General features: G+C 47.5%; 20 protein-coding genes. 10 read left to right on the plus strand and 10 right to left on the minus strand.

Going from position 1 to position 19251, the window contains the following annotated elements:
* Positions 1–39 precede the first annotated feature (39 nt).
* Positions 40–606 carry an SPOR domain-containing protein gene (locus KO518_RS18890; protein ID WP_216027429.1) on the minus strand — a complete coding sequence of 189 codons (567 nt, stop codon included), beginning with the start codon at positions 604–606 and terminating at the stop codon, positions 40–42.
* A gap of 154 nt (positions 607–760) precedes the next feature.
* Positions 761–2932, minus strand: coding sequence for a primosomal protein N' (priA, locus tag KO518_RS18895; protein ID WP_216027430.1), 2172 nt, complete (start codon positions 2930–2932; stop codon positions 761–763).
* A gap of 211 nt (positions 2933–3143) precedes the next feature.
* Between priA and rpmE the strand changes: the two genes are divergently transcribed.
* Positions 3144–3356, plus strand: a complete 213-nt coding sequence (gene rpmE, locus KO518_RS18900) for a 50S ribosomal protein L31 (RefSeq protein WP_216027431.1) — start codon at positions 3144–3146, stop codon at positions 3354–3356.
* A 54-nt stretch (positions 3357–3410) separates the two neighbouring features.
* On the opposite strand, the gene KO518_RS18905 is transcribed toward rpmE, so the two are convergent.
* Positions 3411–4520 carry an MBL fold metallo-hydrolase gene (locus tag KO518_RS18905; RefSeq protein WP_216027432.1) on the minus strand — a complete coding sequence of 370 codons (1110 nt, stop codon included), beginning with the start codon at positions 4518–4520 and terminating at the stop codon, positions 3411–3413.
* Positions 4521–4631: 111 nt separating this feature from the next.
* Between KO518_RS18905 and KO518_RS18910 the strand changes: the two genes are divergently transcribed.
* Both KO518_RS18910 and KO518_RS18915 read left to right on the plus strand, forming a co-directional pair.
* A complete protein-coding gene (locus KO518_RS18910) occupies positions 4632–5243 on the plus strand; it encodes a TetR/AcrR family transcriptional regulator (RefSeq protein WP_371742370.1) in 612 nt (203 codons plus the stop codon).
* Between the two features lie 303 nt (positions 5244–5546).
* Entirely contained in the window at positions 5547–6788 is a 1242-nt protein-coding gene (locus KO518_RS18915; protein ID WP_216027433.1) for a malic enzyme-like NAD(P)-binding protein, read from the plus strand.
* 45 nt (positions 6789–6833) lie between these two features.
* On the opposite strand, the gene metJ is transcribed toward KO518_RS18915, so the two are convergent.
* Complete coding sequence (gene metJ, locus KO518_RS18920) at positions 6834–7157, minus strand: met regulon transcriptional regulator MetJ (protein ID WP_216027434.1); 324 nt, start codon at positions 7155–7157, stop codon at positions 6834–6836.
* A gap of 154 nt (positions 7158–7311) precedes the next feature.
* Here metJ and metF point away from each other — a divergent pair, with 154 nt between their 5' ends.
* Entirely contained in the window at positions 7312–8196 is an 885-nt protein-coding gene (gene metF, locus KO518_RS18925) for a methylenetetrahydrofolate reductase (protein WP_216027435.1), read from the plus strand.
* Between the two features lie 89 nt (positions 8197–8285).
* The gene (locus tag KO518_RS18930) at positions 8286–9170 is read left to right on the plus strand and encodes a virulence factor BrkB family protein (protein ID WP_216027436.1); all 885 of its coding nucleotides are present in this window, start codon (positions 8286–8288) and stop codon (positions 9168–9170) included.
* 25 nt (positions 9171–9195) lie between these two features.
* On the opposite strand, the gene KO518_RS18935 is transcribed toward KO518_RS18930, so the two are convergent.
* Both KO518_RS18935 and KO518_RS18940 read right to left on the minus strand, forming a co-directional pair.
* Positions 9196–9834, minus strand: a complete 639-nt coding sequence (locus KO518_RS18935; protein ID WP_216027466.1) for a DUF2959 domain-containing protein — start codon at positions 9832–9834, stop codon at positions 9196–9198.
* 15 nt (positions 9835–9849) lie between these two features.
* Positions 9850–10086 (minus strand): hypothetical protein, encoded by a 237-nt coding sequence (locus KO518_RS18940; RefSeq protein WP_216027437.1) that lies wholly within the window; start codon positions 10084–10086, stop codon positions 9850–9852.
* Between the two features lie 86 nt (positions 10087–10172).
* On the opposite strand from KO518_RS18940, the gene pip reads away from it, so the two are divergent.
* From pip to KO518_RS18955, 3 genes are all read left to right on the plus strand, one after another.
* Positions 10173–11150, plus strand: a complete 978-nt coding sequence (gene pip, locus KO518_RS18945) for a prolyl aminopeptidase (RefSeq protein ID WP_216027438.1) — start codon at positions 10173–10175, stop codon at positions 11148–11150.
* Positions 11147–11584 carry a D-aminoacyl-tRNA deacylase gene (gene dtd, locus KO518_RS18950; protein ID WP_216027439.1) on the plus strand — a complete coding sequence of 146 codons (438 nt, stop codon included), beginning with the start codon at positions 11147–11149 and terminating at the stop codon, positions 11582–11584. The genes pip and dtd overlap by 4 nt, the downstream gene beginning before the upstream one ends.
* Before the next feature lie 163 nt (positions 11585–11747).
* Positions 11748–12668 carry a bifunctional GNAT family N-acetyltransferase/hotdog fold thioesterase gene (locus KO518_RS18955; protein ID WP_216027440.1) on the plus strand — a complete coding sequence of 307 codons (921 nt, stop codon included), beginning with the start codon at positions 11748–11750 and terminating at the stop codon, positions 12666–12668.
* A gap of 45 nt (positions 12669–12713) precedes the next feature.
* Here KO518_RS18955 and rpoH read toward each other — a convergent pair whose 3' ends face one another.
* The gene (rpoH, locus tag KO518_RS18960) at positions 12714–13568 is read right to left on the minus strand and encodes an RNA polymerase sigma factor RpoH (RefSeq protein ID WP_216027441.1); all 855 of its coding nucleotides are present in this window, start codon (positions 13566–13568) and stop codon (positions 12714–12716) included.
* Between the two features lie 352 nt (positions 13569–13920).
* Here rpoH and KO518_RS18965 point away from each other — a divergent pair, with 352 nt between their 5' ends.
* Positions 13921–15141 (plus strand): EAL and HDOD domain-containing protein, encoded by a 1221-nt coding sequence (locus tag KO518_RS18965; RefSeq protein ID WP_216027442.1) that lies wholly within the window; start codon positions 13921–13923, stop codon positions 15139–15141.
* Between the two features lie 152 nt (positions 15142–15293).
* Positions 15294–16532, plus strand: a complete 1239-nt coding sequence (locus tag KO518_RS18970) for an EAL and HDOD domain-containing protein (RefSeq protein WP_216027443.1) — start codon at positions 15294–15296, stop codon at positions 16530–16532.
* Between the two features lie 48 nt (positions 16533–16580).
* Here the strand turns inward: KO518_RS18970 and ftsX are convergent, their stop codons facing one another.
* The 3 genes from ftsX to ftsY form a co-directional block, all read right to left on the minus strand.
* Entirely contained in the window at positions 16581–17561 is a 981-nt protein-coding gene (ftsX, locus tag KO518_RS18975; protein WP_216027444.1) for a permease-like cell division protein FtsX, read from the minus strand.
* Positions 17558–18247 carry a cell division ATP-binding protein FtsE gene (ftsE, locus tag KO518_RS18980; protein ID WP_216027445.1) on the minus strand — a complete coding sequence of 230 codons (690 nt, stop codon included), beginning with the start codon at positions 18245–18247 and terminating at the stop codon, positions 17558–17560. Before ftsE ends, ftsX begins: the two co-directional genes overlap by 4 nt.
* 39 nt (positions 18248–18286) lie before the next feature.
* Positions 18287–19251 (minus strand): signal recognition particle-docking protein FtsY (gene ftsY, locus KO518_RS18985; RefSeq protein WP_252736323.1); only part of this gene is annotated, 965 nt, incomplete at its 5' end.

Here is a 19251-nt window from a genome sequence, read left to right on the forward strand (position 1 = left end):
GCAGAGGCGGTGAAAGCTTAACTGCGGCGTGACAAAGCACTAAAGATTCCAGTAGAGAATCATACACGTAGTAATATTCACTTTTCGCAGGCTGTGTCTTGCCCTTTCTGCATCGCGTTTGGTTTGCAGTGGCCCCATAATGACACGGAACCATTCGCCATTAGAACCAGTGGTGGCTCTAACTTGTGCTTCCAACCCCTGAAATGCAATTTTAGCTTTCATTTCTTCAGCTTGGGCTCTGGTTCTAAACGAACCGCACTGCAACAAATAGAGCTTGTCTGACTTTTGCTGCTCCGCCACTTCAACTTCTACTTCGTAGCCAGGCAAGGTTTTGATGTAATCCCATTCCTCTTCAGGCAGCTCTGGCAGCTCTTCTTCCTCAGTCAGTTGTGGTAAAGGAGCCATAGGCGCGTCAGCTGTTTCATCTACGTTATCTTTAATGGAGAAGAGAAAATAAATGAGTAGCAAAATAGCAATAATCACCACCACCAAGCGTGCCCAGATTTTACCCTTTTGCATTTCTGGCCCTGAAGACTGGCGTTTGTTCGATTGCTTTTTTTTATTCGTTGACGAACGTCCACGAGAAACATAATCACGCTGAGCCATAAGTCGCAACTAACCCCATTAAATACTAATTGACGTTTTTCATTATCGCGAGTTGCAACAGATTTCTGCCTGCCTCAACACCGCCTTATTATTGTGGCAGTGTAGCGTTTTTTATCTCATATTGCTGCCGTAATCTTGGGCAAACGACAAGAAATTAACTAAAGTCGGAGGGATCCACATCAACCGACCAGCGTACTTTCGATGCCAATGGCATAGCCGTAATATTGGGCAAAGCATGACGAAGCTGCGCGTTTATGGCATTCCTTTGCGTCGATTGCATAACCAGCATAAATCTAAACCTTCCCTGACGTTTTTCTATCAGGCACGGAAGAGGGCCATGGGTTCTCACAGCGTCATGGCACAATAACTGGCGCGCCTGTTGTAAAAACGACCAGGCCAATTCACCGTTCGCGGCTTCAGCCCTGACAACCGCTTGCGATTGATACGGAGGCAACCCGGCTAGTTGACGCTCATCCAGTAGTTGGCGAGCGAAATGGTCATAACCATTGTGAATAAGGTCCTGAAGCAAAGGATGTCCCGGATTGTGAGTTTGCAGCCACATTTCTCCGGGTTTACTGGCTCGTCCTGCCCGGCCTGCCAGTTGTGTCACCAGTTGGGCAAGCTTTTCGCTGGCACGGAAATCGGCACTGAACAATGCGCCGTCACAATCCATGATGACTACAAGGGTTACATGGGGAAAGTGGTGCCCTTTTGATAAAATCTGTGTGCCCACCAAGAGTTGATATTTTTGGGCGTTCACATCACTCAGCATTCGTTGCAGCTTGTCTTTTCCCCTGACAGAATCACTGTCAATTCGTATCTGCTTTTTGTCGGGAAATAACTGACTGAGTCCTTCTTCGATTTGCTCTGTGCCAACTCCCGCAGTCATCAAACTGGTTTCTCCACACTGTTCACAGCGCGCAGGAACGGGCTTCACAGCACCGCAATGGTGGCATTGTAAACGGTGTTGTGAACGGTGCACAGTAAAGGGGCGCTCGCAACGATGACAATCAACAGAATGACCACAATGGTGACAAAGCAGCGCAGGGGCGTATCCCCGCCTGTTGACAAATACCAACACTTGATTACCCATAGCAAGGTGCTGTCGCATAATGTTAATCATGCCGTCGGCCAACCCGAATTGCATGCGTTGATCACGCACGTCGAGAAGCTGTTGGAGGGTCTTTGATGCGCCACCAGCACGCTGAGTGAGATGCAAATGCCCATACTTGTTCGCTAGCGCATTGTTCAGCGATTCAAGGGATGGCGTAGCGCTGCCCAATACCAAAGGCACATTTTCACTATTCGCCCGCATTACGGCGAGATCGCGGGCGTGATAGCGCAATCCGTCCTGCTGTTTAAATGACTCATCGTGCTCTTCATCCACAATGATCATACCGGGGAATCTTAACGGGGTAAAAATAGCCGAGCGGGTACCGATAACAATACCCAGTTCACCTGCCCGGGCGCGTTGCCACACGGCTAAACGATCTTTGTCGTTCAACTGGGAATGCAAAACCCCAACGTCAATCCCGAAGCGTTGGGCGAAACGTGACACCGTCTGTGGTGTCAATCCTATTTCGGGCACCAGGATCAATACCTGCTTACCTTCTGCCAGCACATCTTCTATTGCCTGCAGATAAACTTCTGTTTTACCGCTACCCGTAACACCTTCCAGCAAGAAAGGAGCGAATTGTCCTCGCGCCTGACTGATTGCCGTAATCGCTACACTTTGCTCTCTATCCGGTAAGGGTTTGCTCCCCACTGCAAAATGTTCAAGCCACAATGCTGGCTGCAACGATGGCTTGCGATAATCGGGGGCAATAAACCCCTTTTTCTCCAATTCACGTATCACAGTGCTGGAAAACACCGTCTTCAACTCGCTGTCTCGCAATGCTTCGGTGGCAACGAGTTGTAAACATTCTGCCTGGCGCTTGGAGCGTTTTAGCGCACCTAAATGCACGTCGATGTCGCCAACAGGCTGCCACCACTTTTCCTCTACAGGCTCAGCTGATCCCCCTTTGCGCAAAAGTACGGGTAAAGCCGTGTGAATTACCTCACCGATAGGATGCAAGTAATACTGAGATAACCAGTGACAGAGTCTGAGCATGGTATCGTTTAACAGCGGGGTACGGTCGATAACGTCAGTGACGAATTTAATTTTGCTGGTATCATTCGGCGTTTCTGCAGGCCCCAAAACCATACCTACTAACTGCCGGTTGCCAAAAGGCACAGCAACGCGACAGCCTGGCTCCGGAAGTTGCTCACACTGATAAGTAAATACCTGCCGTAACGGCACTGGCACCGCCACTTCTACAAAAATCATCGGTTTTCCATCATAAACGCTGGCCTGGCGGACACTGCCTGACTATTTTTTCTGCGTTTTTTTGTTCATCGTTCTTGATCAAACGGGCGTCATACATTAATATGCGCCGCTCTTTACGGCAAGGCCAGTTGTGTCTTGCATTTGAATATAGTTGCGTATGGTGTTCAGCTTCGGGCTGGATAGCGATACGGCCTTAATAATGAGGTAACCCATGAAACAAGGTATCCACCCTGAATACAAAGAAATTACTGCAACGTGTTCTTGCGGTAATGTGATCAAAGTACGTTCTACGTTGGGCAAAGACATCAACCTTGACGTATGTTCAAACTGCCACCCTTTCTATACTGGTAAGCAACGTAACGTTGATACCGGTGGTCGTGTTGATCGCTTCAAGAAACGCTTTGGTGCTCTGGGCAAAAAATAAGTCCTCACCAAACAAAAAAAGCGCCTTTACGGCGCTTTTTTTAATTCAGCCTAACTACTCCAGCACTTCCCGCCACCAGCGTTTTTCCCGCATGGGAGATGCCAGAGAAACGATGTCACCAAACACAGGTGTACTCAGTGCTACCCCGGACTTCTGAGCGCTAGCCACAGCCCGTTCCATCGGTTCATACCAACTGTGAAAAGCCAAATCGAATGTACCATTGTGAACCGGGATCATCACTTTCCCTTGCAAATCGATATGTGCTTTAACACTCTCTTCGGGCAACATGTGAATATCCGGCCAATCCTTGTCGTAAGCCCCGGTTTCAATCAGCGTGACATCAAAAGGGCCATAGCGCTCACCAATTGTTGTAAAGCCATCGAAGTAGCCGGAATCGCCGCTGAAATACACAGCGCCTGATGACGCTTTCACTACCCACGAACCCCACAGGGTCGTATTAGCATCAGTTAATCCTCGCCCTGAAAAATGGCGACTCGGAGTAAATGCCACCATGCCAACAGACGTGATCTCTTCCTGCCACCAGTCAAAGGAAGCAATTCTGTCATGCCCCACGCCCCACTCGACCAGTGAATTATCCACCCCCAGTGGCACATAGAACCTTGCTGTTTTCGCGGCTAGGGCCTTAATCGCCTTTTTATCCAGATGATCATAATGATTGTGGGAAATAAACACTTTATCGATATCAGGCAGGGCGTCAACACTAATAGGCGAAGGGTGGAAACGCTTCGGCCCAACAAAGCTAAAAGGCGAAGCCCGTTGGCAAAACACCGGGTCAAATAACCAGTATTCGCCATGAACTTTCATTAATACAGAAGAATGGCCCAATTTCACCACGTGAATAGTGTCGTTCGCCAGTGCCGCCAGCACTGATCGGTTTAACTCAACGACAGGAATTTGCGCCTCAGGAACTTTGTCCACTTGTGGTTCAGTAATATACCGGCTCATTACACCGAGCATTTTAAACAAGCCATTAGGAGAAACCGGGGATGTATTAACAAACCGGCCTTTTTCTTTAGGAGCTTGAGTAAGCGCTCCCCGCTGAACACTATTAAATCCTTCAGCCACCAACTGACTATTCACAATGATACCCCCGAGCAATATGAACAAAACAAAACCGAGGACCACCCAACATATCGTTTTCATGATCACCCCAAAAGTAAACTACACCGTTTAGTTTACTTAATGTGGAAAGAAAGTAAACCATGCAGTTCACTTTTTGTTAGAACCCGTTACACTAATTGGGGATAGGAGACGATGATGAAGTTAAGCGAACAAAAAAAACTATCAATACTACAAGCTGCGGAGAATCTGTTTTTCGAGCAAGGTATGGAGAATACCAGCATGGATTTGGTGGCGCAGGAAGCGAAGGTATCGAAGCGCACGCTGTACAATCATTTTGAAACGAAAGATGCGTTATTTCACGCCATTCTCCTGCGCTTACAAAATCAACTGAGAACCGGCCATGTTATCACTTACGATCCGGCGTTCCCCGTTGAAACACAACTGCATGCGATTGCCCAACAGGAAGCGGCGTTTTTAACCTCCGTTCCACTCTTGAAGGTCGCCCGTGTCGCGTTTATGCATATGCTTCAGCAACCAGCATTGGCGCAAAAACTCACGGCTAACAAAATGGGATGTGCTGCTTTCTTAGATGAATTTCTGCGAGATGCAGTTAATGCCGAAAGCCTGATCATTCACGATATCCCCTTTGCCGCCAAGCAGTTTATCTACCAGTTAAAGTCGTTTATTTTCTACCCTAATTTGTACCAATTCGATATTCCTGATGACAAGGAAATAGCGATGATCGTCGAGCAGACCGTTGCCATGTTTACCGCACGCTATGGAACAACTCCCAAAACCGGATGAACACCTTCTTTCAGCATTATAATATTGACAGATACACAGATATAAAAACATAAATACAATAAATACCGATCATTACTATTCACCCTTTGTGTTGTGTGCCATTTATCTCTAGAGTAGTGTTGTCACCATCGTTGATTGGGCTTTGCATCAGCAGTTGTCTATTAGCGCCTGATCAGATATGTACAGCGAAAATTGTTGTGTTACATTGGCTAAAGCCTGTACCCCATAAATAAAAAAACACATTAGTACAGTGCTAACAATCCATTGTTTACAGAAACAACCCCGATAAGGACACACCAAAGAATGTCAGATTTTCGACAACGCGCCCTGGATTATCACGAGTACCCTACTCCGGGCAAAATTAAAGTAGAGCTGTCGACTCCCGCAGATAGCGTAGATGATTTAGCACTCGCTTATAGTCCGGGCGTTGCAGAGCCGGTGAGAGAAATTGCTGAAGACCCTGATGCTGCGTACCGATACACTGCCAAAGGCAATATGGTTGCTGTTATCAGTAACGGCACAGCCATTCTGGGTTTAGGTAACCTGGGACCGTTGGCATCAAAACCCGTGATGGAAGGTAAAGCCCTACTCTTTAAGCGTTTTGCCGGCCTTGATGCCATCGATATTGAGGTGAAGCACAGAACCACCGAAGAATTCATTAATACCGTGGCGAATATAGCCGACACTTTTGGTGGAATAAACCTGGAAGACATTAAAGCGCCCGAATGCTTTGAAATTGAGCAGGAATTAGTCAAACGTTGTAAAATTCCGGTTTTTCACGACGATCAGCACGGCACGGCTATCGTTACTGCTGCCGGCATGCTTAACGCTCTGGAAATCCAGGGCAAGGAAATTGAAGATGCGAAAATCGTGTGTATGGGTGCAGGCGCCGCTGCTGTTGCTTGTATGGAACTGCTGATCAAATGTGGCGCACAGCGAGAAAAAATCTACATGCTCGACCGCAAGGGCGTTATTCACACACGTCGGGAAGATTTAACCGAGCACAAGAAACTATTTGCCAACAATACGGATAAGCGCACGTTGGAAGATGTCATGGATGGAGCCGATATTTTTGTTGGGGTTTCTGGCCCCGATGTACTACCACCGGAAGCTTTGGCGTTAATGGCTCCTAATCCCGTTGTCTTCGCCTGCTCCAACCCTGACCCGGAAATTAAACCTGAGCTGGCCCACGAAGTGCGCAACGATCTCATCATGGCCACTGGTCGTTCAGACTACCCCAACCAGGTCAACAATGTGCTCTGCTTCCCATTTATTTTCCGTGGCGCACTGGATGTTCGGGCTTCAGCAATAAACGATGAAATGAAAGTTGCTGCTGTTGAGGCACTGCGCTCAGTTTCCAAAGAGCCCGTGCCTGAGGAAGTGCTCACAGCCAGTAAATCCCAAAGTCTGACGTTTGGAAAAGACTACATCATTCCCAAACCCATGGATCCGAGACTCAGGCAACGCATTGCCAGGGCCGTCGCCCAAGCCGCGATTGACTCTGGTGTTGCAGGTATTGAAACCTTGCCACCGTCCTACCGTTGAGCTACTTGAAAAAAAGCCAGCAAAAAATTGCTGGCTTTTTTGTCTTTACGCTTCTTCGTTGTCTACACTAGGGTCAAGGCCCATCTCTTCCATCATTTTTCGCGCCTCCGCGGGTACCCGATTAGGGTTGTCTTTGCGAAGGTCGTCGTCATTGGGAAGAGGTTGCCCGGTAAACGCGTGTAAAAAGGCTTCACAAAGTAGCTCTGAATTCGTCGCGTGGCGCAGATTGTTAATTTGTCGGCGCGTTCGTTCATCAGTAAGCACTTTTAACACATTGATTGGAATAGAGACGGTAACTTTTTTAACCTGCTCACTCTTCTTCCCGTGTTCTGCATAAGGGTGAATATACTTACCGTTCCATTCTGCCATTTTTGACTCTCAAACTGTCTGTTATTTTATATTATGAGCGGAAATTCTAAACAATGTAGCGAAAAGGTCAATTAAGCCGTGTAAACCTCTTGACGTCCAGACATATATTATTTAGTTTAGACGTCTAAACGTCCATACATGAGAGTAAGCTAAAATGGTTTCCTATGCACAGGGTATAGATGCATTAAATCAATCGCTGTCTGAACTGCGAGACATCGATGTATCTTTTGAGTTTTTTCCGCCTAACTCGGAAAAAATGGAGCAAACGCTGTGGAAATCAGTAGAACGCCTGGCCCCGTTAAAACCCTCTTACATGTCGGTCACTTACGGTGCCAACAGTGGTGAGCGGGATCGTACCCATGACGTGGTAAAGCGCATTCAACAACAAACAGGTGTGCAGGCCGCCCCCCATCTTACCTGTGTTGATGCCAGCCGCGAAGAACTAAAAGACATTGCACAGGAGTACTGGGATTCAGGGATCCGCCGTATTGTTGCATTGCGCGGCGACCTCCCCCCCGGCGTTGATAAAACAGAAATGTACGCTTCAGATTTAGTTACTTTACTCAAAGATGTGGCCGATTTTGACATTTCTGTGGCTGCTTATCCTGAAAAACACCCTGAGGCACCCAATACCCAGTTCGATTTGCTCAATCTTAAACGCAAAGCAGAGGCAGGGGCATCTGAAGCTATCACCCAGTTTTTCTTCGATACCAGTGTGTACCTGAGATTTCGCGATCGAGCAGCCGCAGCGGGTATTGATTTAGATATCGTACCCGGGATCCTGCCTGTAACTAATTATCAAACCCTTCTTAAGTTTGCAGGCTTCACCAACGTGCACGTGCCGGGCTGGCTTCACAAAATGTACGAAGGTCTTGATGCTGATGATCAGGCCACCCGCAACCTAATTGGTGCCAACATAGCCATGGAGCAGGTAAAAGTACTTGCTAAAGAAGGTGTGAAGCACTTCCACTTCTATACTCTAAACCGCTGTGAACTCAGTTATGCTATCTGTCACTTACTGGGTGTACGAGCGGGCTAGCCTTTGTAACCCCAAAAAAGCATTTTGCCCAGCGCAAGTGAGCCAGTACACTGTTCCAGCAGAAGTTGGTTTATTTTTAGGAGTCTGTTTTGACAGAAAACCGCTGGGTAAAGGGCATAAAGGAAAAACTACCGGGGCTAATTGCCTTTTTTCACATATTTTTGCAGCGATGCCGACAAGATAACATTACCATTTCCGCCGGACATCTGGCGTACGTTACCCTGCTCTCGTTGGTGCCGTTCATCATGGTAACCTTCACCGTCATGTCGGCCTTCCCCGCCTTTGCTTCTGTGCGCAGCAAGCTGGAGCAATTTGTCTTCTCCAATTTCGTGCCCACCGCCGGTGATGTCGTTCACCAGTACATGTCGGACTTCGTCTCCAATGCCTCCGAGATGGGCGCTGTGGGTATTTTGTCATTATTGGTGGTGGCCCTGCTGCTGATTTCAAATGTGGACAAAACCCTCAACCGCATTTGGCGAACCCAAAGCGAACGCCCGATAATTTACACGTTTGCCATTTACTGGATGGTGATTACTTTGGGGCCAATGTTAATGGGGTCGAGCGTGGCAATCAGCTCATACCTGGTCGGTGTGGCAGAATTTGCAGAAGAGTATACACCTGGTGCCGGCACCTTTATGCTAAAGCTTGTACCCAGCTTTGCCGCACTATTAGCATTCGTTATTTTGTATCTGTTAGTCCCAAATCGCCGGGTGCGCTACTCACATGCCTTAATTGGAGCCCTGGTTGCTACCCTCTTTTTTGAATTCACCAAAAAAGGCTTTGCGTTATACATTACAAACTTTACTTCCTATCAGGTTATCTATGGTGCACTGGCCGTGCTGCCCATTCTGTTTTTGTGGGTGTATGTATCCTGGATGGTCGTACTGATTGGCGCAGAATTTACCTGTAGTCTTGAAGATGCATTCGGCGATACCCGGACTACAGAGGCGCCGCGCAAAGTCGCTAAAGAATAGAAAAGGGCCAGCGGCCCTTTTTGCATTAGTTTCTCATGGTGCGGATAAACGCGTCTGATTCCGCCACTGCAGCTTTCATTTCTGACATCAGCCTTGCCACATCCTGTTGGATCGCTTTCAGTTCACCATCTAAGGCGCCGATGGCATTGGCATTCAGGTTGTGTTTGAGATAAAGCACGTTGTCCTGCAACGCTGTGAGAATAGGATCCATCCGGCTTTCCGCTTTTCTCATGGCTTTTATCATACTGCTGTACTGACGACGGGTTGAACGTAACTTTTGCTCACTGGAACGCTTGAGCGTCGCACTGTCGTATTTTTCCAGTTCGTCTTCCCATTCAGCAAACAACGCCTCAGCAACACTTTCTACTTTGTCTATCCGGTCGGTAACATCTTGAGCCGCAGCCTGACTGTCCAAAAATTCGCCATTGAGCTCGTCGTAGACATCTTCTAGCTCACCACCATCAAAATTGATGAGCGCGCTGAACTCCTCCAACGCATCTGCAAACTGCGCCTGAGCCTCTTCCTGAGACTCTTTCGCATTCTCCACCCTGTCTACCAGGATATCCCTTTTCTCTACGCCCAGCTTTTCCCAAGCTGAGTAATAAGCAGACTGGCAACCGCTTAGTAGCAGACAAGTGGCAATAGCCAACAAACCCGTTTTCATTGCGTCTGCCATGGCCTACCCCCCAGCCCCGCGATATCGCGCTGCATCAATAATGGCCCACAGGTGAAAAATGGCACCCACCGGCCAAAGAAAGAAAAATATGACCGTCGCCGCTAGGCCATAACAGGCCGCACAGATTACAAAAAACACCAGTGCACCTAAAATCCGCCCTTGGACAAGATGCCCCAGCCCTGGAATAAAAAAGTTGCAGATTGCTGCAATTACGTTACCACCTGAACCCTGACCTGCCATATAAACTTCCTCGCATGTTGTGTCATTATGTGCTTTAGTAGCTAAACTAAACTAAAAAAACCAGTGACACAACGCGCCGAAACAAAATGAAACGACTCTACCCTGACATAGGATGTTACAGCAGTGGGTATTTGGAGACGCCGGATGGCCACTGTTTGTACTTCGAGGAAAGCGGCAATCCCGACGGTTTTCCCGTGCTTTATTTACACGGGGGCCCAGGAGCAGGCCTTGCAACCGGCTATCGCCGCTTTTTCGATGCCAACCGTTATAGAATTATTGGTTTCGACCAACGGGGTTGTGGCCGCTCTAAACCCTTCGGTTCGCTGGACAATAACACCACTCAACATAGTCTTGGGGACATTTCACTGCTCCGCAAGCAATTGGGTATTCACCAATGGCTGTTATTTGGCGGCTCCTGGGGGGCAACCCTGGCCCTACTCGCAGCCATTGCCGAGCCTCAATCTGTGACTGGCATGATTTTACGTGGTGTTTTCTTAGCCAGGCAATCCGATCGCGACTGGTTTTTGTCAGAAAACGGCGCAGCTGCCACATTATTCCCTGACCATTACGCAACATTTACTCAGGGGCTTACGCCGCCTTTCACCACCAAAAGTGTATGCGAACACTACCAAAAGTGTTTTGAGTCCGCAGACGAGGTTCAGCGTATGGACGCGCTAAAGCGCTGGTATGTATGGGAAGAGCGTTTATCCAAGGTCTCCCTGCCCCCCGGTACCGGTGATGTTACTTGTCATTATCCCATTAACCTTATGACCAGTCTTGCCAAACTGGAATGCCACTATTTGGCCAATCAGTGTTTCATTCCAGAAGGATATATACTCGAGAACATTGAAAAAATTAGTCATATCCCCACTACCATAGTTCACGGTCGGTACGATGTTATTTGTAGCACGAAAGGGGCGTATACACTGCATACGGCGCTGCGAAACAGCACCTTACAGATTGTACAGGAAGCCGGCCACAGTACGTCTGAACCCGGCATTGGCCTGGCCCTTTGTCGCGCCACTCGTGATATGTCTAAATTTTTAAAGGAAAAGCAACAGTGATAGGTTTGGTACAACGGGTTACTGACGCGTCAGTAACGGTAGAGGGAGAAGTAATAAGTCATATAGCCCGGGGAATGCTTGTGTTACTGGGTATTGAAAAAGACGATAGCGATGCTGAAATTGAGAAGCTGGCGAACAAGCTTGTTAGCTACAGGATGTTTGCCGATGAAAACGATAAAATGAACCTCAATATTCAGCAGGTTGAAGGGGAGATATTGGTCGTGTCGCAGTTTACCTTGGTGGCCGATACGCAAAAAGGAAACCGCCCCGGTTTTTCCAAAGGCGCTTCACCCGCCCATGGCGAGGCAATATACCAGCAATTTGTTCAACGACTTCGACAAAAGGGGCTGAAAGTTAGCACCGGCCAATTTGGTGCAAATATGAAAGTATCGTTGGTCAACGACGGGCCAGTAACGTTCCACTTTCAGGTATAACAGTCTGTTTTAATGTGTATTATTCTTTTTTCTTTGTATCAAAAACCACCTCAAACAAACACTTGCACCGGCGTAATTACAGACTTTTTCGGATTGCCCTTGTGGAAGGTACGTCCGATAGGTTTAAATGGTGGTCAATGCAATAGCACAAGGCGCGCGTATCGTGTTTAGAGTAGCCACTCCAAAAACAGAAGATGAATTAGAAAGGTACTTTACCTTTCGATGGACATACCTTCGTCAACCGTGGAACTTTCCTCCGGGATCAGAGAAAGACGAATATGAACTGGTCGCTGAGCACCGTGTTATCGTTAACGGACAGGGTGACATCGTCGCTGCGGGTCGCGTGCATCTGAATACCGCGGAGGAAGCGCAAATTCGCCACATCGCTGTTCACGCCGATTATCAACGGCGGGGGCTTGGGCAAATGATTTTAGGTGCCTTGGAAGGCGTTGCCCGAGAACTTGGGGCTATTCGCGCAGTGACTAACAGCCGTGAAACCTCCATCGCTTTTTTCAGTTCTTGTGGGTTTGTTATTGAGCGGGAAGCTCCCAATGAACTTGGCATGCTCAAACGTCAGCAAATGGTTAAAAAACTAACCGACCCAAGCATCGTCATGTTGCACCCTAAGTGGTGCAAAGAACTTCAAAACACCTGGAGCGAAACCATACCCATTACAGAACACATGGGAATAAAACTACACCAATACACAGGTCGCTCATTTGAAACCCGGGCATCTTTGAATAAAAACATCAATATTCACGGTACTATGTTTGCCGGCAGTATTTTTTCTCTTGCTACATTAACAGGCTGGGGGATGATATTTCTTCAATTGAAAGAACGTCAACTATGCGGTGATATCGTGCTTGGTGACGGTGACATTCACTATCACAAACCTATTACCATGAAGCCCCGAGCAGTTTGCCACAGAGAGAATTTGAGCGGAAAGTTCGCGCCCTTAGAAAAAAGAAAAAAGTGTAGCTTTACGCTTCAGGTCGACATTCTTGACGACGATACTCCTGTCGCCGAATTCAAAGGGATATTCTGGGTTTTACCCCCGCAACAAAAGCAAGACGAAGAAGAGTGATACAAAAAAAGCGCCGTGTGGCGCTTTTTTTATGATACTTACTCCTTAGGCAGTCATTGCAGCCTGGAGTTTTTTCATCGCGTTCTTTTCTATTTGACGTACACGCTCAGCTGAGACTTGATATTTATCGGCAAGATCCTGCAAAGTGATCTTATTATCTGCCAACCAGCGAGTTTCAATGATGTCCTGTGAACGTTCATCAAGGGTTTTAATGGCAGAATATAAACGTTTGGAAGCATTGGCATCCCAATCGTTGTTTATCACGTCCATTTCGACGTCAGTCGTTTTATCCTCTAAAAACTGTACCGGCGCGAAACTACCGCTTTCATCATCGTCCGCACTCAAATCGAAGGCCTGGTCCTGGCTGCTCATACGCGCTTCCATTTGCAATACTTCTTTGGTGCTAACACCAAGCTCATTCGCAACGGTCTGCACTTCTTCGTGGGTAAACCACCCAAGGCGCTTTTTGGCTTTGCGCAGATTAAAGAAAAGTTTCCGTTGTGCTTTTGTAGTCGCCACTTTCACGATGCGCCAATTTTTCAGCACAAACTCGTGAATCTCAGCTTTAATCCAATGTACGGCAAAAGACACTAAGCGAACGCCCACGGTAGGATCAAACCTTTTAACAGCTTTCATCAGACCGATATTGCCTTCCTGAATTAAATCAGCCTGTGGCAAACCATATCCGGAATAAGATTTGGCAATATGCACAACGAAACGCAGGTGAGACATTACCAGTTTTCTCGCAGACTCGAGATCACCGTCTTCGCGAAGGCGGATAGCCAGGTTGCGTTCTTCATCAGCCGAGAGCATGTCAATACTACTCACAGCCTGAATGTAGCCTTCAATACTACCGCTGTGGGGCACCGAAAGGGCCATAGATTGCATGTTATTGCTCATATTCACCTCAATTTGCTAAGCACGCTATTTTATCAAAGTTCAGCATGCCTTACGAGTCCTAAACCGTCAGCAGATAAATCCAAGTAGGAAATATAGTGACTCTTTTCTAAAGATCAAGACCTGATTTTCTATAAAAAGTTTCACCAGGGCGACAAAGACACTACCATCAGAGACGAAATTCAGTTTAGACTGTTCATAACAATATACACTGCTGTTCAACGTAACAAGGTTACCGTTTAACTAATCCACGGGCCGTGCGGGAGAACCTCGTGTTCAGTTACCTCTGCGCCTACGGCTTAATCAAAGTGATTAGTTCAGACCGGAAATTGCACATGCTCATAGGGAGGTCGACATGTTTGCATACGTAGCGAGACAACCGATATTCGACGTGAACTTAGACGTTTACGCTTATGAATTGCTTTTTCGCGATGGCGACAAAAACTGCTTCCCAGACATCAACCCCGACGAAGCGACGTCCAAAATACTCACCTCCACTCACCTCTCCGTGGGGTTGGACGAAATTACCGGAGGCAAGATCGCGTTTATTAATTTCCACCGGGAAAGCCTGATGTACCGCTTTCCCACGTCACTGGATGCCAGTAAAGTCGTCATTGAAATTCTGGAGGGTGTTGAGGTGGATGAAGCGCTAATAAAAGCGTGTAAACACATTCGTGGGCTGGGGTATCCCCTCGCCTTAGACGATTTTGATGCCGATGAAAAGTGGCGCCCCTTCCTGCCTTTCGTGAACGTGGTGAAATTTGATGTTCAGGAAATGTCCGAAGCGCGTATACGCGCATTACTGCCGGAAATGAAAGCACATAAAGTAAAGCTGGTTGCAGAAAAGGTGGAGACATATGAGGAGTTCGAGCGCTTCCGTGACTTGGGCTTTGACTACTTTCAGGGCTATTTTTTAGCAAAACCGGAAATTGTCCGTCACAAAGACGTACGGGTGTCAAAACTTACCATGCTAGAACTCATGAGCGTTAGCAGTGGACGTAGCTTTGATTTTGATAAGGTAAACAGTGCAATTGAAAGAGACGTGTCGCTCACTTATCTGTTGCTGCGTTTTATCAACACCCCCCTTCACAACAAGCGATATCAAATTAAATCCCTAAAGCACGCCCTGACATATCTGGGCGAAGTGGAAGTTAAGAAATTTATTTCTTTGGTGGCACTGGCCAATCTCAACGACAGAAACCCCAGTGAATTACTGCAGTTGGCGCTTGTACGCGCCAAATTTTGCGAGTTGCTTTCTATCACCCTTCACGAACAGGAAAACCCTCCCACCGGCTTTCTTACCGGCCTGCTTTCACTCCTCGATGCAATGATGCATCAACCCATGACCGAACTTCTCGCCAAGGTACCCATTGATGAATCGGTGAAAGACGCTTTGTGCGGAAAGAGTGGTAAATTGCGCGATTGCCTGGTTCTGGCTAAACAAATGGAGATAGCGCGGTGGGGAGCAGTCAGAGGATTTTCAGAAAAACACAATGTGAAACAACAGCTTATTCATGGTTTTTACAACGAAGCGATGAAATGGGCCAAAGCCATTGAAGGCGGAATTCAGCAATAGCACTAAAAGTATAAGAGCAAACTAATCTCAATACATGGATAATCAATTAACCTTGAGATACAGTACACTATATGACAGGTTTGATACGGCGGCTTGTGCGTCGCACCTGCCATGAAAGTACATAACACCAGTTGAAGGGAATATCAGAACGTATGTTCGCATTTATCGCTCGCCAGCCTATACTCGATCGCGAAAAGGATGTTTTCGCTTACGAGCTGCAATTTCGCGATGGGAAAGGAGGCGCATATCCAGAGCTAGAACCAGAAAAAGCCCAGTACATTGCACAGCATTTCCATCCGTTGGGACTCGACGATATTTCGGGCGACAAAAAATCTTTTATCCACTTCAATCCGGATACACTGATTTCCCGGTTTCCCACATCTCTGGATCCTGACCTGGTCGTTGTACAACTCAATGAACCCATGAGGGCAACAGCGGGGCTGCAGGAGGCCTGCGCACACATTAAAGCTCTGGGGTTTAAAATTGCCGTCGACGATCCATTAATGGTAAGTGGAAGCCATGATATTTTTCCGCTTATTGATATCTTAAAGGTAGATGTTACCAGAACTAAATACGATTTAATTGAGCGCAATATCCCCCGCTACCTCGATGCCAATATCAGCCTGGTGGCAGAGCAAGTAAATACGCACGAAGATTTTGATAGTTGTCGCTCACTGGGTTTTGACCTCTTTCAGGGTTACTTCTTCTCCACCCCTGAAGTGCGTATTCAGCGACACTTACCAGCCTCCAAAATGAATTTAGTTGATTTGATGGGTGAAAGTGCTCGCGGCGACTTTAGCATTAACCGCATCAATCAAATTATTGAGCGAGACGCAGCACTAAGCTTCCTGTTACTGAAATTCATTAACAATCCAACGGTGAACAAGCGCTACAAAATTACGTCGCTAAAGCACGCGCTAACCTACATGGGTGAAGTGGAAATTAAGAAATTTATCGCCTTGTTGTCGCTGGCAAATCTCGGAGACGACAAACCCCTGGAGCTCATCCACATGTCGTTAGTACGGGCTAAATTTTTTGATTTATTATCCCAGCAGCGCGGCATAAATACCGACCCTCCCATTGGCTTTTTGGTAGGATTATTTTCCATGCTTGATGCTTTGCTCGATCAGGACATGCCCGATGTGCTCAAGCAACTCCCTCTCAGCGACACTGTAAACGATGCATTACTAGGGAAAACTGACGAGTTTAACAGCTACGTGGCACTGACCAGAGCCTTCGAAGGGGCCTTGTGGATGAATATAATTAAACAGGCGAAAATATTGGATATTGATCAAAAACGCCTGCACGCCCTTTATAATCAGGCCATTCAGTGGGGCAATGGCGTACGTTCAACCATTTCAGCCTATTTTCCAAGGCCTGTAATCAGGTAGTAAACACCAACCGCAAACCGCCGCCTTTGCACGTTGGAAAACGGATAGCTACTGGGGCTCTATGTCTCTGACGTGCCGCTGAACGGAAATCATGGAACCAACCAACCCTAATAAAATGGACAGCCCCAGCATCAGTAGCAATGCATTACCAGACAGCCCTGTAATATTAAACTCTTTTTGATACAGACTGGCGAAAGCCTGAATACTGGAGTCCATCCACCACAGGATCAAAATAACTGCAAACCACGCGATTAATCCGCCGAGCAGACCGTACCAGAAACCGGTGTACATGAACGGTCTGTGAATAAACGCGTCGGTGGCCCCCACTAACTTCATCACAATAATTTCATCGCGCTTGCTGAGAATATTGAGCCTGATAGTGTTACCAATAATCAGCACCACAGAGACAAACAACAGTACGCCAATTAATGATACCAACTCTCTGGCTATGTCCAGCAAAGCATACAGACGTTCGAGCCACTCGATATCCAGTTTACCAATATCAACCTCGCGCTGATCTTTCAACTTTTCGAGCAAGATTCCAGCCGCTGTAGGGCTGGCATGCTTTTCTGAGGGCGACACCAGAACAACGTCTGGCAAGGGATTTGATTCAAGGTAGGCAATGGCATCGCCAAGGCCTGATAAATGCTGAAACTCTTTCAACGCATCGTCTGAGGGAATAAAAGTAACGGCGTCAATCTCCGGCCAGGTGTTAAGCCTGGCTATGAGTTGCTGTGCCCTTGCTGCTGACGTGTCCTCTTTCAGAAACAGTGAAATTTCCGAGGCCTGGTCCCAACCAGCACTAATCTTCTCTGTATTTTTTACTAAAATATACAGTGTACTGGGCAGCGTAATACTCAAGCCCAACACGGCAATTGTCATCAGCGATGCCGCCGGCTGACGCCACAACTCCCCTAAACTGCCCAAAGCCTGACGCAAATGACTGATAAAAAACGCACTGAGCATTTGTAGATAGCCAACCCGCGTATCACTGGCTCCCTTGGAACGACCTTTAAACAGAATACTCATTGCCAGGCCTCCTCATCTTCAGCCGATAGGCCGTCGGTAATCATTTGCCCGTTTCTCAGCGTCAACGTGCGGTACTTCATTCGGGCAATCAGGCCCAAATCGTGGGTCGCCACAAATACAGAAACCCCGGCTTGGTTGAAATCTTCAAATAGACGAATGATTTCCATGGATAACTTGGGGTCTAAATTTCCCGTGGGTTCGTCAGCCAATAAAAGCGGGGGTTTATTCACCACAGCTCTCGCTATACCGACGCGCTGGGCTTCTCCCCCTGACAGCATCATTGGCATGCTGCGGGCTTTGTCACGTAAGCCCACCATATCCAACGCGGCGTGAACCCGCTTGGCCGTTTCCTTGCGGGTGTAACCTTCGATAATAAGAGGTAATGCCACATTATCAAACACGGTTTTCGAATCGAGCAACCGGGGACTTTGGAAAATCATGCCGATGTCACGGCGAATATAAGCAATTTGACGACGCTTTATGTTGTTGAGATCGTGACCGTTGATCAGTACCTTTCCCACACTGGGACGCTCCATAATACTGATGAGTTTGAGCAGTGTACTTTTCCCTGCGCCGGAGTGGCCAGTAAGAAATGCCATTTCACCGGGCTCAATGTGAAAGCTCACTTTCGACAGAGCCCGCTGACCACCCGGGTAGGTTTTACTGACCTGCTCAAATTTGATCATCTGTTTTCCCGCAACGATGAATAAAGAGAAACGCCTACACTAATCGTTTTCAGTCTCACTGAAAAGCGCATCGATAAACTCATCGCCATTGAAGGTGCGCAGATCATCAATTCCCTCACCGACCCCAATATACCGAATTGGAATACCGAATTGATCAGCAATAGAAAAGATAACGCCACCTTTGGCAGTACCGTCGAGCTTCGTCAGTGTCAAACCGGTGAGACCCACAGCTTCATTAAACAGTTTTGCCTGACTCACAGCGTTTTGCCCGGTACCGGCGTCTAACGTCAACATGACTTCATGGGGCGCATCCGGGTTGAGTTTTTTCATCACACGAACGACTTTTTTAAGCTCTTCCATAAGGTTATTTTTGTTCTGCAAGCGCCCTGCGGTGTCGGCAATCAGAATATCCGTACCGCGGGATTTGGCTGCTTCAAGGGCGTCATACAATACCGAAGCACTGTCTGAGCCTGTGGGCTGGGCAATAACCGGTATGTTGTTTCGCTCTCCCCACACTTGCAGTTGTTCCACAGCCGCTGCGCGGAAAGTATCGCCAGCAGCCAGCATGACTTTCTTACCTTGCTGTTGAAACTGCTTGGCCAGTTTGCCTATGGTGGTAGTTTTCCCCACACCATTTACACCAACCATAAGAATGACATACGGACCATTCTGCGTATCGTGCTGCGCCATGTCATCAGCCAACGGACGCTGAACCTGCTTGAGCATATCCCGCATTTGCTGCTTGAGAATATCCAGCAGCGCTTCAGCATCTTTTAATTGGGAGCGCTTAGCACTGTCAGTGAGCTTGTCGATTATTTTCTGGGTGGTATCCATGCCCACATCTGCCACAAGCAATTGGGTCTCGAGTTCTTCATACAAATCATCGTCAATGGCTTTGCCCTTAAACAGGCTGACAATCCCGCTGCCCAAATTGGCTTTGGTTCGCGACAAACTCGCCTTTAAACGATTAAACAAGGATTGTTTTGGCTCTGGCTCTGGCTCTG

Source organism: Aestuariibacter sp. A3R04, assembly GCF_018860805.1.
In the GTDB taxonomy this organism is placed as follows: domain Bacteria; phylum Pseudomonadota; class Gammaproteobacteria; order Enterobacterales; family Alteromonadaceae; genus Alteromonas.

What these genes read in the sequence shown, in the direction of transcription:
- KO518_RS18910 (WP_371742370.1), top strand. Translation starts at nt 4,632, where the DNA reads ATGATGAAGTTAAGCGAACAAAAAAAACTATCAATACTACAAGCTGCG.
- KO518_RS18970 (WP_216027443.1), top strand. Translation starts at nt 15,294, where the DNA reads ATGTTCGCATTTATCGCTCGCCAGCCTATACTCGATCGCGAAAAGGAT.
- metF (WP_216027435.1), top strand. Translation starts at nt 7,312, where the DNA reads ATGGTTTCCTATGCACAGGGTATAGATGCATTAAATCAATCGCTGTCT.
- KO518_RS18935 (WP_216027466.1), bottom strand. Translation starts at nt 9,834, where the DNA reads ATGAAAACGGGTTTGTTGGCTATTGCCACTTGTCTGCTACTAAGCGGT.
- KO518_RS18890 (WP_216027429.1), bottom strand. Translation starts at nt 606, where the DNA reads ATGGCTCAGCGTGATTATGTTTCTCGTGGACGTTCGTCAACGAATAAA.
- ftsE (WP_216027445.1), bottom strand. Translation starts at nt 18,247, where the DNA reads ATGATCAAATTTGAGCAGGTCAGTAAAACCTACCCGGGTGGTCAGCGG.
- rpmE (WP_216027431.1), top strand. Translation starts at nt 3,144, where the DNA reads ATGAAACAAGGTATCCACCCTGAATACAAAGAAATTACTGCAACGTGT.
- rpoH (WP_216027441.1), bottom strand. Translation starts at nt 13,568, where the DNA reads ATGAGCAATAACATGCAATCTATGGCCCTTTCGGTGCCCCACAGCGGT.
- priA (WP_216027430.1), bottom strand. Translation starts at nt 2,932, where the DNA reads ATGATTTTTGTAGAAGTGGCGGTGCCAGTGCCGTTACGGCAGGTATTT.
- KO518_RS18905 (WP_216027432.1), bottom strand. Translation starts at nt 4,520, where the DNA reads ATGAAAACGATATGTTGGGTGGTCCTCGGTTTTGTTTTGTTCATATTG.
- pip (WP_216027438.1), top strand. Translation starts at nt 10,173, where the DNA reads ATGAAACGACTCTACCCTGACATAGGATGTTACAGCAGTGGGTATTTG.
- ftsX (WP_216027444.1), bottom strand. Translation starts at nt 17,561, where the DNA reads ATGAGTATTCTGTTTAAAGGTCGTTCCAAGGGAGCCAGTGATACGCGG.
- KO518_RS18965 (WP_216027442.1), top strand. Translation starts at nt 13,921, where the DNA reads ATGTTTGCATACGTAGCGAGACAACCGATATTCGACGTGAACTTAGAC.
- metJ (WP_216027434.1), bottom strand. Translation starts at nt 7,157, where the DNA reads ATGGCAGAATGGAACGGTAAGTATATTCACCCTTATGCAGAACACGGG.
- KO518_RS18940 (WP_216027437.1), bottom strand. Translation starts at nt 10,086, where the DNA reads ATGGCAGGTCAGGGTTCAGGTGGTAACGTAATTGCAGCAATCTGCAAC.
- KO518_RS18915 (WP_216027433.1), top strand. Translation starts at nt 5,547, where the DNA reads ATGTCAGATTTTCGACAACGCGCCCTGGATTATCACGAGTACCCTACT.